At 59.7% G+C, this 14,866-nt stretch carries 17 protein-coding genes; 4 read left to right on the forward strand and 13 right to left on the reverse strand.

Annotated features, from left to right (window positions below; all coding sequences use genetic code 11):
* Positions 1-366: 366 nt before the first annotated feature.
* From BKP54_RS37060 to BKP54_RS02900, 7 genes are all read right to left on the reverse strand, one after another.
* The gene (locus BKP54_RS37060) at positions 367-489 is read right to left on the reverse strand and encodes a hypothetical protein (RefSeq protein WP_255569942.1); all 123 of its coding nucleotides are present in this window, start codon (positions 487-489) and stop codon (positions 367-369) included.
* Positions 490-537: 48 nt separating this feature from the next.
* Complete coding sequence (locus BKP54_RS02875; protein WP_128090372.1) at positions 538-741, reverse strand: hypothetical protein; 204 nt, start codon at positions 739-741, stop codon at positions 538-540.
* A gap of 299 nt (positions 742-1,040) precedes the next feature.
* A complete protein-coding gene (locus BKP54_RS02880; RefSeq protein ID WP_025427025.1) occupies positions 1,041-1,286 on the reverse strand; it encodes a DUF982 domain-containing protein in 246 nt (81 codons plus the stop codon).
* A gap of 209 nt (positions 1,287-1,495) precedes the next feature.
* Positions 1,496-1,753 (reverse strand): hypothetical protein, encoded by a 258-nt coding sequence (locus BKP54_RS02885; protein WP_025427026.1) that lies wholly within the window; start codon positions 1,751-1,753, stop codon positions 1,496-1,498.
* A 228-nt stretch (positions 1,754-1,981) separates the two neighbouring features.
* Positions 1,982-2,716: an HAD family hydrolase gene (locus BKP54_RS02890; protein WP_057210396.1), complete on the reverse strand. Its 735-nt coding sequence runs from the start codon at positions 2,714-2,716 to the stop codon at positions 1,982-1,984.
* A 4-nt stretch (positions 2,717-2,720) separates the two neighbouring features.
* Positions 2,721-3,311 carry a hypothetical protein gene (locus BKP54_RS02895; protein WP_025427028.1) on the reverse strand — a complete coding sequence of 197 codons (591 nt, stop codon included), beginning with the start codon at positions 3,309-3,311 and terminating at the stop codon, positions 2,721-2,723.
* A gap of 80 nt (positions 3,312-3,391) precedes the next feature.
* Positions 3,392-4,846: a TrkH family potassium uptake protein gene (locus BKP54_RS02900; RefSeq protein WP_084814270.1), complete on the reverse strand. Its 1,455-nt coding sequence runs from the start codon at positions 4,844-4,846 to the stop codon at positions 3,392-3,394.
* A 153-nt stretch (positions 4,847-4,999) separates the two neighbouring features.
* Here BKP54_RS02900 and ilvA point away from each other — a divergent pair, with 153 nt between their 5' ends.
* Together ilvA and BKP54_RS02910 are read left to right on the forward strand one after the other, a co-directional pair.
* Positions 5,000-6,250, forward strand: coding sequence for a threonine ammonia-lyase (gene ilvA, locus BKP54_RS02905; RefSeq protein ID WP_025427030.1), 1,251 nt, complete (start codon positions 5,000-5,002; stop codon positions 6,248-6,250).
* Between the two features lie 87 nt (positions 6,251-6,337).
* Positions 6,338-6,658: an HlyU family transcriptional regulator gene (locus BKP54_RS02910; protein ID WP_025427031.1), complete on the forward strand. Its 321-nt coding sequence runs from the start codon at positions 6,338-6,340 to the stop codon at positions 6,656-6,658.
* 212 nt (positions 6,659-6,870) lie between these two features.
* Here BKP54_RS02910 and BKP54_RS02915 read toward each other — a convergent pair whose 3' ends face one another.
* Positions 6,871-8,853, reverse strand: a complete 1,983-nt coding sequence (locus BKP54_RS02915; protein ID WP_084814271.1) for a bifunctional 2',3'-cyclic-nucleotide 2'-phosphodiesterase/3'-nucleotidase — start codon at positions 8,851-8,853, stop codon at positions 6,871-6,873.
* 221 nt (positions 8,854-9,074) lie between these two features.
* Between BKP54_RS02915 and BKP54_RS02920 the strand changes: the two genes are divergently transcribed.
* Positions 9,075-10,322, forward strand: a complete 1,248-nt coding sequence (locus tag BKP54_RS02920; RefSeq protein WP_025427033.1) for a GGDEF domain-containing protein — start codon at positions 9,075-9,077, stop codon at positions 10,320-10,322.
* A gap of 15 nt (positions 10,323-10,337) precedes the next feature.
* On the opposite strand, the gene BKP54_RS02925 is transcribed toward BKP54_RS02920, so the two are convergent.
* Complete coding sequence (locus BKP54_RS02925) at positions 10,338-10,799, reverse strand: Lrp/AsnC family transcriptional regulator (RefSeq protein WP_025427034.1); 462 nt, start codon at positions 10,797-10,799, stop codon at positions 10,338-10,340.
* A gap of 155 nt (positions 10,800-10,954) precedes the next feature.
* On the opposite strand from BKP54_RS02925, the gene ald reads away from it, so the two are divergent.
* Positions 10,955-12,073, forward strand: coding sequence for an alanine dehydrogenase (ald, locus tag BKP54_RS02930; RefSeq protein ID WP_025427035.1), 1,119 nt, complete (start codon positions 10,955-10,957; stop codon positions 12,071-12,073).
* Between the two features lie 39 nt (positions 12,074-12,112).
* Here ald and BKP54_RS02935 read toward each other — a convergent pair whose 3' ends face one another.
* The 4 genes from BKP54_RS02935 to BKP54_RS02945 form a co-directional block, all read right to left on the reverse strand.
* On the reverse strand, positions 12,113-12,580 hold the full coding sequence (locus tag BKP54_RS02935; protein ID WP_025427036.1) for a DUF1203 domain-containing protein: 468 nt from the start codon (positions 12,578-12,580) through the stop codon (positions 12,113-12,115).
* A gap of 91 nt (positions 12,581-12,671) precedes the next feature.
* A complete protein-coding gene (locus tag BKP54_RS34870; RefSeq protein WP_025427037.1) occupies positions 12,672-13,235 on the reverse strand; it encodes a GNAT family N-acetyltransferase in 564 nt (187 codons plus the stop codon).
* Positions 13,236-13,239: 4 nt separating this feature from the next.
* Positions 13,240-14,094: a 3-mercaptopyruvate sulfurtransferase gene (gene sseA, locus BKP54_RS34875; protein WP_025427038.1), complete on the reverse strand. Its 855-nt coding sequence runs from the start codon at positions 14,092-14,094 to the stop codon at positions 13,240-13,242.
* A gap of 15 nt (positions 14,095-14,109) precedes the next feature.
* Positions 14,110-14,859 carry an alanyl-tRNA editing protein gene (locus BKP54_RS02945; protein ID WP_025427039.1) on the reverse strand — a complete coding sequence of 250 codons (750 nt, stop codon included), beginning with the start codon at positions 14,857-14,859 and terminating at the stop codon, positions 14,110-14,112.
* Positions 14,860-14,866 lie beyond the last annotated feature (7 nt).

Here is a 14,866-nt window from a genome sequence, read left to right on the forward strand (position 1 = left end):
TTGTGGTAGTCGACGCCGATATGGTAATCATAAGAGGCAGTCATGCTTCCAACTCCCTTGTTGAGATCTTCGAAACCCCAATAAGGTAAGCCGAAAGGCCGGAAGCGTGACTGTCCCTCGATCATCACCTGCATCTCAATGGTCCGTTCTCTCCTGGGACGCGGCTGCTTTCATGCCACCTCCTTGGTTCGAACCCGGCGCACTACGGTTAGCAAACGGGGAACCTTGGCGTAGATCGGCAGGGAGATCAGTGACATACGGCAGATGCCGTATTTCGACCGCGGTCGAGGTGGCGAAACCTAGGAATGGTTACGGCAAGCTTTAGGAGATGTGCGCCGGGGCGTGTTGCAGACCTGCGGCGTCAGTTTAGAAGTTCGTGGCGATGCTGTGGCTGTAAATCCGGCCCTCTTCAGCCTTCTTGGCCGCAAGAGGTACCACGACGATGAAGGCGACGAGAGCGAGAATGAAAGCCGGTCCGGGAAGCGCCACCACAGATTTCCTCGATTTATGATCGTCCCCACTATTTGGGAGTTAGGCTTAATTGAAGCTGAACGGCAGCTGTCGAATGGCTGTCGAGAAACGAAAAATGGCGTCTTCAGAAGTCTTTATTGTTGCGGATCGTCCGAAGGCGAAGCGGTTCTGCATCCAAACTTGATTGTCGCGTTCTTGCTGGCCGATAGCGTGAGCCTCACGGTGAGTTTGGAGCAGCCGGACGACCTCAGCCGCTGCCGGCGCTTTCACCAATTGTTCCTCCCTCAAATGGGTTATTGGGGAAGGGTAGGCCGGGTTCGTACTGTGGATGTTCGCGCCTCGTTCGGCATGTTTTAGGCGTCGCTTTATATTGGGCGCGACCAATTTGCCTTTGAAGCCGGTAGTGCCGATCCACCGGAGGGCGACCTACTTTCCTTAAATCGTATTCGATTTAAGGAAACCTGCAGTAATTCAAAGTGCTACAGCGACCTTGCGCGTCTAATAAGACGCGCGTCGCTTTAGGTACATTTGTAACAGGGGTAAGCCGGGCTCTATCCCGGGGCGCAAGGTTACTCCCGGACGGGAATGCCCGCTTCGCGCGCAGCATCGATGAAGGCTTTGCGGGCGGCCTCTGCCGGTTGCTTGCCCTCGATCACGGCAGCACACGTATCGAGTGCCAGTGTCAGCAGCGCGCTGTCTTCGAGCGGCCAGTCCTCGATCATCGCCCAGGACGCTTCGGTCGTGTTCGTAATGGTCGTGTATTTCTCCGGTCCCTCCAGGGCCAAAGCTACGGGCTTTTCCCAATTTTCGGCCATGTCGATCACCTCGATTTCGATTGATGGCGGCACATAACACAGATCTGGCCGATTCCGCGAGCGGTGCGATGGCTGCCAGCGTCTCTGCGATACCCGGTCGTCTGCACGCGCACATACGCTCTGCATTGCAATTTCGGGCCCGCTGCCGGGCCGTGGATCGGGCTATTTCGACGGCCGCAAAGCGGAAGGCGCTTTGGATCGGGCGGAGTTTATGCGTCCTTTTCCTTCTGGCGCAGACAATAGAAGATCGCGCCAGCAAGCAGTGCTCCAAGGCTATAGGCGAAGAATGCCTGGAAATACGGGCCGCCTGACGCGAAAATGTAGATCGGCGGTGCGATGAACAGCATTATTGCCAAGCCGACAAGGCGAGATGCAAAGACGCCCGTGGAGGAAAGCTTCCTGACAATCCACCCGATCAGCATGCTGGTGAACGCCATGGCGACAGTGGCCCCGAATAGCTCCGCCAAACTGTTTCTCCCTCAACGTGCCTTTCGGTTTCCCGCAGCTTTCTCCGATTCGTTCGGATTTCATAGCTCTTTTCGGGTCGCCCTAAAGCGCAGGACCACAAGCCTCGTCATCGCAACTTACGATGTCAAAGCCGCTCTGGTCCAGGCGAGAGCCCTACTGCATGGTTCCTTAAATCCTATTCGATTTAAGGATAAAAACAGGCAGCAATTCAAAGGGCTACAGCGACCTTAGCGCGTCTTATTTAGACGCGCGGCGCTGTCGTCGGGCAACGTTTGCAGTGCATCCGACAGACCACCGAGATCGGCGATCTCGCGGAAGCGCGGATGGCTGTCGGGTTTGTCGTGATGCTCGAATGCCCAGGTGAGGGCATGCGGCACATAGATGCCCCAACTGCCGGCCTCGAGGGCAGGGACGATGTCGGACTTCAACGAGTTGCCGACCATCAGGCTTTTCGCCGGGCCGTCGCCGTGGCGTGTGAAGATGCGATCGTATGTGGCGGCCGTTTTGTCGCTGACGATTTCGACGGCGTTGAAGTAATCGCCCAATCCAGAGGCGGCGAGCTTGCGCTCCTGGTCGAAGAGGTCGCCCTTGGTAATCATCACCAACCGGAAGGTGCCATGAAGCGTCTCGAGCGTTTCCTTGACATGTGGCAGCGGCTCGACCGGGTGGACCAGCATCTCGCGTCCGGCCGCAAGGATTTCTGCGATCACCGATGACGGGACGCGCCCGTCCGTCACGTCGACAGCGGTCTCCACCATCGACAGCACGAAGCCCTTGATGCCAAAACCGTACAGGCCGAGGTTGCGCTTTTCGGCGGCCAGCAGCCGTGCGGGCAGGCTTTCCGTGTCGGCATGGTCCTTGAGCAGTTCGGCGAAGCGCGCCTCGGTCAGGCGATAGAACTGTTCGTTTTGCCAAAGCGTATCATCGGCATCGAAGCCGATCGTCGTAATCATGTCAGGCATTGTCTCACGGTCCGGCTATCTTGAACGGCTGATCGATCGTCGCTGTCTTGCCGCTGTTGATATCGTTGAAATGGAAGCGCAGCACGTAGTCACCGACCGGAGCCCCGGAAACGTCGATCGTCAGGGTCGAATAGATCTCCTGGTTCTTGAGGTAACCGGTGAAGGTGAAGTCGCCAAATGCCTTCTGCCCGGCAAGGATATCGCCCTTGGGATTGAGGATGTCGAAATCGACGGTGAAGTGCGTTTCCAACTTGCCCTTGGTGGCCGCGTCCTTCCAGGTGAGGCCGACCGGTTCGACGTAGGATACGAGCGCTTCCCCGGTCTTGAAGACGGTCCCGTCCTTGGGCTCGTACATGGCATAGCCAGCCGGTTCCTTGGTGATGAAGACGGCCTTGCCGATGGAGAACGGCAGGGTTTGCGAAAAATCACCGACCGCTTGCCGCAGGAGTTCCCGTGCTTTGGCCGGGTCGCCGGAGGTCGCCAATTGTTCCGCCTTGGTCGCGGCGTCGACGAGCGGCCCGGCCTTTGCCTCGACGCTTATGCAGAGCATGCTTGCGGCGGTTAGCACCGCCAGCAGTGACCGATGTTTCGCCATGACGTTCCCCTTTGTCCCTTGGATGCGACTTTCGGCATTTGCCGCATCGAGTCAAGACGATAGGGCCGGCGCGGCAATGGTCAATGTTTCCAGAAGATCGGCGTCAGAATCACCAGAACGGTCAGCACTTCCAGACGACCCAGCAACATCATCAGCGACAGGAGATAAAGCTCCGGGTCCTGGAGTGTCGAGAAGTTGCCCGCCGGGCCAATGAGACTGCCGAGGCCGGGACCGACATTGGAAAGGCAGGTGATGACCGCTGAGGTCGCGGTTATGAAATCATAGCCGAGCGCGCCCATGCCGAGGCTGCCCAGCACCCACAGCAGGATATAGGTGGTGAAGAACAGGAAGATCGCGCGCTGCGTATCGGCATCAACAGTGTTGTTACCGTAACGTACGGCATAGATCGCATTGGGGTAGATGAGCTTGTTGAGGCCCGAGCGGATGGCGTTGAAGAGCACCACGAAGCGATAGGCCTTGATGCCGCCGGCAGTCGATCCGGAACAGCCGCCCATGAAGGTTGCGATGAAAGCGACCATCACCACGAAGGGACCCCACAGGCTGTAGTCCTCGCTCGCATAGCCGCTGGTCGAAAGGATCGAGGTGATGTTGAAGAAGGAATGTGCAAGCGCCAGGTGAAACTCGACGCCACTGACGAGGCGATGATAGATCGCCACGGCGATCGAGAAGGCCGAGAGATAGCCGAGGAAGACGATGATCTGCGGGTCGCGAAGCGCGTCGAGGCGGCCGCGCACGACAAGCACGATCAGGATCGAGAACGGCAGGCTGCAGAGCGCCATGAAGAAGGTCGCCGTCCAGAGCAGCGGGATACTGCCGAAATAGCCGAATGACGCATCATGCGTCGAGAAACCGCCCGTCGCCACCGTCGACATCGCATGATTGATCGCGTCGAACCGGTTCATGCCCGTCATGTTGTACCCGATCGTGCAGAGAACCGTGATCGAGATATAGATGAGAAGGAATGCGCGGCTGAAGCTTGCGACGCGAGCGAACGGCTTGTCGCTCGTATCGGAGGATTCCATCTTGAAGAACGACATGCCGCCAACCCGGAGATAGGGGATGATGAACAGGCCAAGGACGACGATGCCGATGCCGCCGAGCCAGCACAAGAGCGAGCGCCAGACGAGCAGTCCCGGCGGCGCATCGTCGAGCCCGACGATGACGGTCGATCCGGTTGTCGTGATGGCGGAGACGGATTCGAACAGCGCCTGCGCGAAGTCGAGCTTCAATGAAGACAGCCACAGCGGGATGGCGCCGACGACTGAAAATACCGCCCAGAGCAGGTTGACCAGCAGAAAGCCGAACTTCTTCGAAAACGGCGGCGGTCCCATGCGCGTCGCCATGAACGTCGCTGCCGAAAGGCCGCCGATCATGAAGGCGGATACAGCAAAGATCTGCCAATCGCGATGGCCGTAATAGAGGTCGACCATCGCCGGCACGAGCATCGCCACCGACAGGTAGAGGCCGAGGATCGCTGCGATGTGCACAGCGGGCCGGATCAGGGTTGCGTTCAAACGTTCGATTTCCTGGAAATGAAACTACGTGATCTGGCGAGGCGCGAAGCGGTTACATTGTCCACCGCCGGTCGATTCGAGTCAAAGCGATGGCCTCGAGCGCTGCAATGTGCAATAGCGGCTGCCATCGGCAAACTCAATGGATGACCTCACGTGACGAAGCAGGATGTTGACAACGCAACCACGGCGATGCGTGATATTTTTCCGGCCACGCCGCTGCAATTGAACGAACATCTGAGCGCCAGGTACGGCGCCAACATCTTCCTCAAGCGCGAGGACCTTTCGCCGGTTCGCTCCTACAAGATCAGAGGCGCGTTCAATTTCTTCCGCAAGGTGCTTGGTGCCGGCGCGACGGGCAAGACCTTCGTGTGCGCCTCGGCAGGCAACCACGCGCAGGGCTTCGCCTTCGTCTGCCGGCATTTCAGTGTTCCTGGCGTCGTCTTCATGCCGGTGACCACGCCGCAGCAGAAGATTGACAAGACCCGCATGTTCGGCGGCGAGTTCATCACGATCCGCCTTGTCGGCGACATCTTCGACCAATGCTACAAGGCTGCGCGCGAGCATGTGGAAACGATCGATGGCGTCATGGTGCCGCCGTTCGATCATCTCGACATCATCGAAGGGCAGGCGACTGTTGCCGCTGAAATCGCCGAGCAATTGCCCGAGGGCGTCAGGCCCGATCTCGTCGTGCTTCCGGTCGGTGGCGGTGGCCTGTCGGCCGGCGTCACCGGCTATCTGAAGGATGATGTCGCCGCCGACCATTTCGTCTTCTGCGAACCATCAGGCGCGCCGAGCCTCCGGCAGAGCCTCGAGACCGGCAGTCTTGTCACGCTCGACCAAGTCGACAACTTCGTCGATGGCGCAGCTGTCGGGCGGATCGGCGATCTGAATTTTGCGGCTCTTCGCCGCTTCTCTGCCGACCAGGTCATGCTGCTTCCGGAAAACGCGATCTGCATGACGATCATCGACATGTTGAATGTCGAGGGCGTTGTGCTCGAGCCCGCAGGCGCATTGTCGATCACGGCGCTGGACGCGATCGGTCGCGAAAAGCTTGAAGGCAAGACCGTCATCGCCGTCGTCTCCGGCGGCAACTTCGACTTCGAGCGTCTTCCTGACGTCAAGGAGCGGGCGATGCGGCATGCGGGGCTCAAGAAGTATTTCATCCTGCGCATGGCGCAGCGCCCTGGTGCCTTGCGCGACTTCCTCAACCTGCTCGGCGACGAGGACGATATCTCGCGCTTCGAATATTTGAAGAAGTCCGCGCGCAATTTCGGTTCGATCCTCATCGGCATAGAGACCAAGCACGCGGAGAATTTCCCGATCCTGAAGTCGCGGTTCGACGCTGCCGGCCTGCGGTATCAGGACATCACCGAGAACGAGATCCTGTCCAATCTGATCATCTGACGGCTGGTGGGCGGAGACGTAATGGCAGAGGGTCGACATCGACACTTTGGCTTTGACAGCTTTCGCCGTCGCGTCTAAGTCTTGCTCATGGCATCATTTTTCTCAAAACTGTTCGGCCGCTCCGGCTCCACCGAAAACGAGGCTCAAGGCGCATCGGGAAAAACCGAAGCCTATGCAGAGTGCACGATCCGCGCGACACCGATGCGCGAAGGCTCGCAGTTCCGTCTGGCTGGCAGCATCGAGAAGACGATCGCCGAAGGCGACGTGCGGGTGCGCAGCTTCATCCGGGCCGATCTGTTCACGTCCGAACAAGACGCGATCGATGCCGCTTTCCGCAAGGGCCGCCAGATCATCGACCAGACCGGACCGTCGTTGTTTTCTGACGACGCCCCGTCGCGGCAAGTCTGATTGTTGGCGGCAAGCCGCGACGTCCGATTTATAAAAATATTGCAGTGACTTGGCGTCAAGAGCTCGTGTCCATCGTAAGCGCAAGCGGCTCACTCACGTCCAGATTGATGGCTGCTTCAGCATCCGCATTGCCGCTTTTGGCATTTGCTGGTAGCGGCACTTCCGTTCTCCACGCCAGGGGACGTACCCCCGCCTTGCGGGGGCACTCGGCATCACAGCTTGATGCGGAAACGGGCGAATCCTTCTGCGGCTTCACCCGCATCCTCGATCGTCACGCCTTTGACCTGCGACAGGAACTGCCTTGCCTTCGGGCCGCTGTCGAACGTGACGCTGGTGTTCGCGAGTGGCGCGAAGGTCCAGTTGGCATCGGCCGCCGGATTTATGGTTCCCTGGTCAATGATGTAGCGAACCACTACGTCGCGGTTGGTGTCGGGTGCCACGAAGACCACCTTGTCGGCAGCGATATCAGGGAAATGGCCGCCGCCACCGGCGCGGTAGTTGTTCGTCGCGACGACAAATTTCTGCGCCGGGTCAATCGGTTGTCCATTGAAGTTCAGGTTCTTGATACGATTGGCTGACGGGTTGATGGCATTGCCGTCCTTGTCGAACTTCGGCGGCTCGGACACGTCGATCTGGTAAGTGACGCCGTCGATGACATCGAAGTTGTAGGACGGAAAGTCACCGTTGATCAGGGCTGCATCCGAGGCTCCAGCCTTCACCTGGTTGAAGATGCCTGCGGACATTTCCAGCCAGTTGCGCACCTGCTCGCCGGTGATGACGACGGCCTGGACCGTGTTGGGGTAGAGATAGAGATCGGCGACGTTCTTGATGGCGATGTCGCCGGCCGGAACGTCGGTGTAGTAGTCGGCGCCGCCGCGACCGCCGGCCTTGAATGGAGCCGCAGCGGAGAGCACAGGCAGATCCTTGTGCTCCGTATCCTTCAGCATGTCCTTGATGTACCAGGTCTGCGCCTGGCTGACGATCTGGACAGACGGATCGTCGGCGACCAGGGCGAAGTAGGAATAGAGCGGCACCGCGCTTTTGCCGACCGGCGTGCGAACATAGGCAAGTGTTGCCTCGTGTTCCTTTTGTGCCGCCGCCAGCACTTCCGGCTTTTCGGCGACCTCGGCGATCACCTTCTTGTCCTCGCGCCGGTAGATCGGCCGCGCTTCGCTGGTGGAGCTGATGACGCGCCAGGCGCCGCCTTCGCGTTCGATCAGCAGATCGATCAGGCCGAGATGCGAACCCCAGAACCCGCCCATGACGCCGGGCTTGCCCGAAATCAGCCCCTTGGCATTGTCGACGCCGGCGATTTTGGCGAACTTCGGACCGGGGAAATCGAGATGGCTATGCCCGGTCACGATGGCGTCGATGCCTTCGACCGCGGCCAGCGGAACCGATGCGTTTTCGAGGTTTTCGGCGTAGTCCTGCTGACCGATGCCGGAGTGGGAAAGCGCGATGACGATATCGGCACCTTCCTCGCGCATCTGCGGAACCCAGGCTTGGGCCGCCGTGACGATATCGCGGGCATTGGCCTTGCCCTCAAGGTGCTTTGCGTCCCAGGACATGATCTGCGGAGGCACGAAACCGATGAGCCCGACCCGGATCGCATGCTCGGCGCCGGCACCGTCCTTCACCTTGCGGTCGAGAATGACGTAGGGCTTGAGGAACAGCTGGTCCTGTCGGGCATCGGCGGCGAGCGCGCCCTTGGTCAGGTTGGCGCAGACCAGCGGGAAGTTGGCGCCGTTCAGCACCTTGAACATGAAATCAAGGCCATAGTTGAATTCGTGGTTGCCGAGCGTGCCGCAATCGTAGCCAAGCACGTTCATTGCAGCGATAACAGGATGGATGTCACCATCCTTCATGCCACGCTGATAGGCGATGTAGTCGCCCATCGGGTTTCCCTGCAGGAAGTCGCCGTTATCGACGAGGATCGAGTTGGTTGCCTCCGCCCGGATGGCGTCGACGATCGAGGCCGTGCGTGCTAGCCCCAGCGTGTCGTTCGGCTTGTCGCCGTAGTAGTCGTAGGGAAAGACGTGAACGTGCAGGTCGGTCGTTTCCATGATGCGCAGATGCGCCTGGTTGGCGGCAGCACGTGCGGAGAAGGGGTGAAGCATTACCAGCGCCGAGGCGGCGGCGACGCCGGACAGAAGCGAGCGGCGCGAGAGGTGGAACGGGGATGTCGTCGATTGCATGCTTGCCCTCCATTGATGAATGCCATTGCGTGTGCAATCCGCGGTTTCTGATTTGACATGCGAACCACGGTGGGTTGGTCGCGACTATGCCGGAAAGGCAACACTTCGCAAAGCAGTTGATTCTCGCATTGCAATTCCGGTCCGTCTGCAACCGAGCTAAAGTTTTCTTTAAGCTTTCCACCTAACGGTTTGTCTGGCGAAACCGGAACCTTTTCAACAGCATGCCCAACGCCAATCTCATTATTTTCGTCGGCGAAGCACTGGTCTACGTCACGGCGATGATCTGGTTGTTGCAGCTTCGTGCCCGGCTGGGTCTCGGCGTTTTTGTCGCGGCCCTGGGCGTGATGCATTTCATCGAAACCTATCTGGCGGCGGTCTTTTACGTGCAATTGCCGTTCGGGATCGTCTCTCCGGGATCGGTCGTGCTTTTCTCCGGCAAGCTGATGATCATCCTCTTGCTTTACGTGAAGGAGGATGCCGCGACCGTCCGTCAGCCGATCTATGGTCTGCTCGCGGGAAACTTGCTCACGGTCATCCTCAGCCTGCTGCTGCGCCAGCACGAGACTGTTTCGATTGTTCCGGGCCGTTCGGCCGACATCGCCTTCATCGATGAAATGGGCGGGCTGATGGTGTGGGGGACGTTGGTTCTCTACCTCGATACGCTCCTGATCATCCTGCTCTACGAGCGTCTCGGCAAATGGTTGCGCCGCTTCGTAACCGTCCGCTTCCTGATCTGCGGTGTCGTGATCCTGAGCTTCGATCAATTGGCATTTTACGCGGCTCTGCACTGGCTGAACGATGCGCCTATGGAGGTGCTGTGGGGCGGATGGATCGCGAAAATGCTGGCCGCGACTTTCTACGCCATCGCTATCGGCCTCTATCTCAATGTTTCGCGCCATCCGTTCCTGGCGATGTCGGACCGGCCTCTCGGCGACATCTTCAACGATCTGACTTTCCGCGAACGCTATGAAGACCTGCTTTCACGGTCCGGCCAGGACACGCTGACGGGATGTCTCGACCGCAGCCGCTTCGATATCGAAGGGCCGCAGATGCTGCGCGCTGCCGTAGCCTCAAAAGCTGCGGTCAGTCTGTTGATCATCGACGTCGATCACTTCAAGGGCGTCAACGATCGCTTCGGCCACCAGGAGGGTGACCGCATCCTGCAGAAGCTTGTGGAAGTGATGAAAGCACGCTTGCGCCAGGGAGATCGGCTCTTTCGTTATGGCGGTGAAGAGTTCGTCGTGCTGTGCCCGGGATTGTCGCATGCCGATGCGCTGAGGCATGCCGAGACCATCCGGCTAGCGGTGTCCGCTGGTGTTTTCACCCCCGATGGCAAAGCCGTGACCGTCAGCATCGGATTGTCGTCCACGCCTGACGATGGTGTCGCGATTGCGCATCTGCTGTCTGAGGCTGATCTCAGGCTCTATTCAGCGAAAGCGCGTGGTCGCGATTGCGTCGTCGGCCGCTAACGCTATCGCAGCTCGTTATATGCCGACGTTCGGCCGGTCGATCACTTCCCGCAAGGAAAAGCTCGAGTTGATCTTGACCACATGGGGCAGGGCGGAAAGCCAGTCTCGGTGGATGCGTTCGTAGTCCTGCAGGTCCTTGGCCGCGACCCGCAGAATGTAGTCGTATTCGCCCGACATCAGGTAACAGACGAGAACATTGGGGCAGAGCTTTACCGCTGCCTCGAACTCGGCCAGCGTCTTGGCGAACTGCCCGGACAGGGAAATATGCACGATCACCATGATCTGGTAGTCGAGCGCCTTGTGGGCGAGGCGGGCGTGGTAGCCGCTGATGGTGCCTGATTTCTCCAGGATATCGACCCGGCGCGAACAGGCCGATGGCGACAGCCCTACCTTGGCCGCCAGATCGGCGTTCGAAATCCTGCCGTTCTGCTGAAGAATGCGCAGAATCGCATGATCGATGGCATCAAGTTCACTCATTCGCGATTTCCACCAATAGCTCGGACAATGACGCAATATTCTTCGAAATTGATGCCTCCGCGGAGACATCTTTGCAAGGACATTCGTTTCGCCGCGTGTTTTGCTGAGGGCGTGTCAATGAGGCAAAATTGCCCACAACAGGAGAGGAACGCGCGATGCGTGTCGGTTGCCCGAAGGAAATCAAAAACCATGAATACCGAGTCGGCCTGACCCCCGGGTCGGTACGTGAATATGTCGCTCACGGCCACGAGGTTATCATTGAAACCAAGGCAGGAGCGGGGATCGGCGCGGATGACGATACCTACCGTGCCGCTGGCGCGAAGATAGTCGCGACGGCAAAGGATGTGTTCGAAAAATCGGACATGATCGTCAAGGTCAAGGAGCCGCAGCCTTCCGAATGGGCACAGCTGCGCGAGGGCCAAATTCTCTATACCTACCTGCATCTCGCGCCGGATCCGGAACAGACCAAGGGTCTGCTCAATTCGGGCGTCACGGCCATCGCCTATGAAACCGTCACGGACGAGCGCGGCGGCTTGCCGCTTCTGGCGCCGATGTCGGAAGTCGCGGGTCGCCTGGCCATTCAGGCCGGTGCGACATCGCTGCAGAAGGCCAACGGTGGCCGCGGCATTCTGCTCGGCGGTGTGCCCGGTGTGCTTCCCGCCAAGGTCGCGATTATCGGCGGCGGCGTCGTCGGCCTCCATGCCGCCAGAATGGCAGCTGGACTTGGCGCTGATGTCAGCATCCTCGATCGCTCTATTCCTCGTCTGCGCCAGCTCGACGACATCTTCGGCGGTCGTATACACACGCGCTACTCCACCATCGATGCCCTCGAGGATGAGGTTTTCTCTGCCGATCTGGTCATCGGAGCCGTTCTCATTCCAGGCGCTGCCGCACCTAAGCTTGTGACGCGGGAAATGCTGACCGGGATGAAGAAGGGTGCCGTCATCGTCGATGTCGCCATCGACCAGGGCGGCTGCTTCGAGACATCGCACGCGACCACCCATTCGGACCCGACTTACGAGGTCGACGGGATCGTCCACTATTGCGTCGCGAATATGCCTGGCGCCGTCCCGGTGACGTCAGCCCATGCGCTCAACAACGCCACGCTGCACTACGGTCTGCAACTGGCTGATCGTGGTCTGAAGGCAGTCGCGGAAGATCGGCACCTGCGTGCCGGTCTCAACGTTCACCGCGGACGGGTGACCAACGCCCCCGTTGCCGAGGCACTCGGTTACGACGCCTACGCGCCGGAAGCGGTGCTCAACGTCGCCTGAACCCTAACGAAGTCGTCCGGCCATGGCCGGACCGACGCTTCAGGGGCGCTCTATCCTGCATTGATAACAATTGTTCTTGGCCGATCGGACATGCACACTTGCGACCTCAGGCATGGAGAGCAGAGCTTCAGCGCGAGATTCGAGCTGCTCGGCGGGAACCACGCCGCCGGTCCCATAGATGATGCGCTCATTGCTGCCGTAGCCGCGCAGCAGATAGTCTTTGCTCGACGTCAGGATGGGCGGCCGAACTTCGTCGCTATATGCCGGGCATTCGTCGGCATGCATGAAAACCGGACCGGTCTCGGCATAGGGCTGCAGCGACGTAAAAGGCCGCAGCGCGAAGATCAGATAGGTGTCGCCGGCATCGACGTTGCCAAGGCAATGCCGACAGGGAACGCCGTCGCCATCGGATATCTGGCGTTCCGGCGGGTTGCCATAAGCATCGTTGCCACCCTGTCTTAGGCGCTCGGCCTGATCGGTGGACATCGGTATGTAGCGCAGGGCCATCGTGCATCTCCAGATCAATAGGGATCATTTGATGCGCACTGTGCCCCGCCTGGTGCGGCGGCGACACCCGAAACTTGCGGCCGTGCGGACGTCAGAGATTCTTAGCGAAGGCCAGCAGTTCTTCGTCCGTCAGCGGCTCGATGGTCGCTTCGCGGGTGGCGACGGGCGAGAAGCCGAATTGCTGATAGAGCTGGAGCGCCCGTGGGTGGTCGAGATTGTTGGTCGTGACCGTAACCTTGCTCGGGTTCAAGGTCCACGCAGCAAACAGCGTTTGCAGCAGGAACCATTTGCCGAGGCCAAGCCCGAGCGCGTGCTCCATCAAGCCGAAATGCGTCAGCTCGACGACGTTGTCATCGGCCTGGTGAAGCTCGAAGAAGCCGGCAGGTGCGCCGTTGACATAGAGCACGGTAACGCTCGTGCGTTTGTCGGCGAGTAACGCAGCCAGCTTTTCGTCGCTCATGCGGATACGATCGGCCCAGTGCCAGCGTTTGCCAACCCGCAGATAGAGGAACCGATAGTAATTCAGCGGGATGTCGGACACGCGCAGGATTGCCGTCTGGATGTTGACCGGCATCGGCAAGCTCTGCTTGGGCGGTGCCGTCATTTCCAGTTCGGTGACGTGGGCAGTCAGTGAGGCGAGCTTGGGAGGGCGCATGATGTCACTCGCTGCCGGTCACAACGGAGGTATCCGCGCGGCCACCCCATTCGGACCAGGAGCCGTCGTAAAGCGTATTGTCGGTGTGGCCGAGGGATTGCAGCGCCAGCGTGATGATGGCTGCCGTGACGCCTGAGCCGCAGGTTGTCACCACGGGCTTGGAAAGGTCGACGCCCGCCTCGGCAAATGTCTTGCGCAGCGTGTCGAGATCTTTGAACTTGCCGTTCTCGGAAAAGGTGGTGGAAGGCAGGCTGTGCGCGCCCGGCATGTGGCCGGAGCGCATTCCGGCACGCGGCTCTGGCTCTTCGCCGAGGAAGCGCCCGGCGCCCCGCGCATCGGCAATTTGGACCTTGCCTGATTGCACGATGTCCTTCATGCGCTCAAGCGAGGTTACCGCCGAAGGCGTGAAAGTAACGTTGAACGTGACGGGCGTGGGCGAGGGAACGTCCGTCGTCACCGGGCGTCCGTCCTTCTTCCAGCCGTCCATGCCGCCATCGAGCACATAGACGTCCTTTGCGCCCATGATGCGCAGCATCCACCACACGCGCGGCGCGGTCATGATGCCCGGGCCGTCATAGACGACGATCGTATCGGTCTCGCTGACACCGAGCGCACCAACGGCCGTGGCGAAGGCTTCCGGCGTCGGCAGCGTATGCGGCAGTCCGCTCGTGTGATCGGCGATCGCATCCTGGTCGAAGAACACGGCACCGGGAATGTGGCCCACGTCGTACTCCGCTTTCGGGTCTCTGTTCTGGGCTGGCAGATACCAGGCGGCATCGAGAATGCGAATGGTGGGATTGTTGAGCCGCTGCTGCAACCAGTCCGGAGAAACGACGTAAGCGCTTTTGTTGTTGGTCATGGTCGTATCTCCTGTTCAGATTGTCTGGCGGTCGTCTGCCGTGCCGAAGCGGATGCGGAAACGGCGGTTTTCCTTGCCCTTCTTCTCGATCTTGGCGATGTGGATCGCGCCGACTTCCTGGGTTTCCGACACATGTGTACCGCCGCAGGGCTGGCTGTCGATCGCCGAGTTTTCACCGATGCAGACAAGGCTGACGCGACCAAGCCCGACGGGCGGGCGTACATTCTTGGATTTGACGATACCGGGGTTGGCTGCGAGTTCCTCGTCGGTGATCCACTGCAGATAGACCGGGTGGTTCTCGTCGACGAGCTTCCTCAGCGCTGCCGTCACCTCGTCCTTATCGATCGTTTCGCTCATGTCGAAATCGACCCGGCTTTCATCTTCGCCTACGGCTGCGCCCGTGATCGGGAAGGGACAAACGACGGAGAGCAGATGGCAAGCCGTGTGCATGCGCATCAGCCGGTAGCGGCGCGGCCAGTCGATATGCACGACCAGCTTCTCGCCGATATCAGGCGCTGGCTGTCCTTCCGCCGGGACATGGATGATGATGTCCTTCGTCGCGCCATGACGGGCAACGGCAACGTCGATGCGGCTGCCGTCGCTGCGCTCCAGGAAGCCGCTATCGCCCGGCTGTCCGCCTGACGTGGCGTAGAAGCAGGTCTGATCAAGCTCGATCCCGCCATCCTCCAGAATTCCGGTGACACTTGCTTCGCAAGTCGAGAGATAGAAATCTTCGCGGAAGAGGGCAGTCACGGTCTTTGTCATCGCAAAT

This window comes from Ensifer sp. 1H6 (assembly GCF_001976035.1).
Lineage (GTDB): Bacteria > Pseudomonadota > Alphaproteobacteria > Rhizobiales > Rhizobiaceae > Ensifer > Ensifer canadensis.

Excerpts from the sequence above, each read along its gene's own strand:
- BKP54_RS02880 (WP_025427025.1), bottom strand. The coding sequence starts at position 1,286 with ATGGCCGAAAATTGGGAAAAGCCCGTAGCTTTGGCCCTGGAGGGACCG.
- BKP54_RS02890 (WP_057210396.1), bottom strand. The coding sequence starts at position 2,716 with ATGCCTGACATGATTACGACGATCGGCTTCGATGCCGATGATACGCTT.
- BKP54_RS02895 (WP_025427028.1), bottom strand. The coding sequence starts at position 3,311 with ATGGCGAAACATCGGTCACTGCTGGCGGTGCTAACCGCCGCAAGCATG.
- BKP54_RS02910 (WP_025427031.1), top strand. The coding sequence starts at position 6,338 with ATGGCATCATTTTTCTCAAAACTGTTCGGCCGCTCCGGCTCCACCGAA.
- BKP54_RS02915 (WP_084814271.1), bottom strand. The coding sequence starts at position 8,853 with ATGCAATCGACGACATCCCCGTTCCACCTCTCGCGCCGCTCGCTTCTG.
- BKP54_RS02920 (WP_025427033.1), top strand. The coding sequence starts at position 9,075 with ATGCCCAACGCCAATCTCATTATTTTCGTCGGCGAAGCACTGGTCTAC.
- BKP54_RS02925 (WP_025427034.1), bottom strand. The coding sequence starts at position 10,799 with ATGAGTGAACTTGATGCCATCGATCATGCGATTCTGCGCATTCTTCAG.
- ald (WP_025427035.1), top strand. The coding sequence starts at position 10,955 with ATGCGTGTCGGTTGCCCGAAGGAAATCAAAAACCATGAATACCGAGTC.
- BKP54_RS02935 (WP_025427036.1), bottom strand. The coding sequence starts at position 12,580 with ATGGCCCTGCGCTACATACCGATGTCCACCGATCAGGCCGAGCGCCTA.
- BKP54_RS34870 (WP_025427037.1), bottom strand. The coding sequence starts at position 13,235 with ATGCGCCCTCCCAAGCTCGCCTCACTGACTGCCCACGTCACCGAACTG.
- sseA (WP_025427038.1), bottom strand. The coding sequence starts at position 14,094 with ATGACCAACAACAAAAGCGCTTACGTCGTTTCTCCGGACTGGTTGCAG.
- BKP54_RS02945 (WP_025427039.1), bottom strand. The coding sequence starts at position 14,859 with ATGACAAAGACCGTGACTGCCCTCTTCCGCGAAGATTTCTATCTCTCG.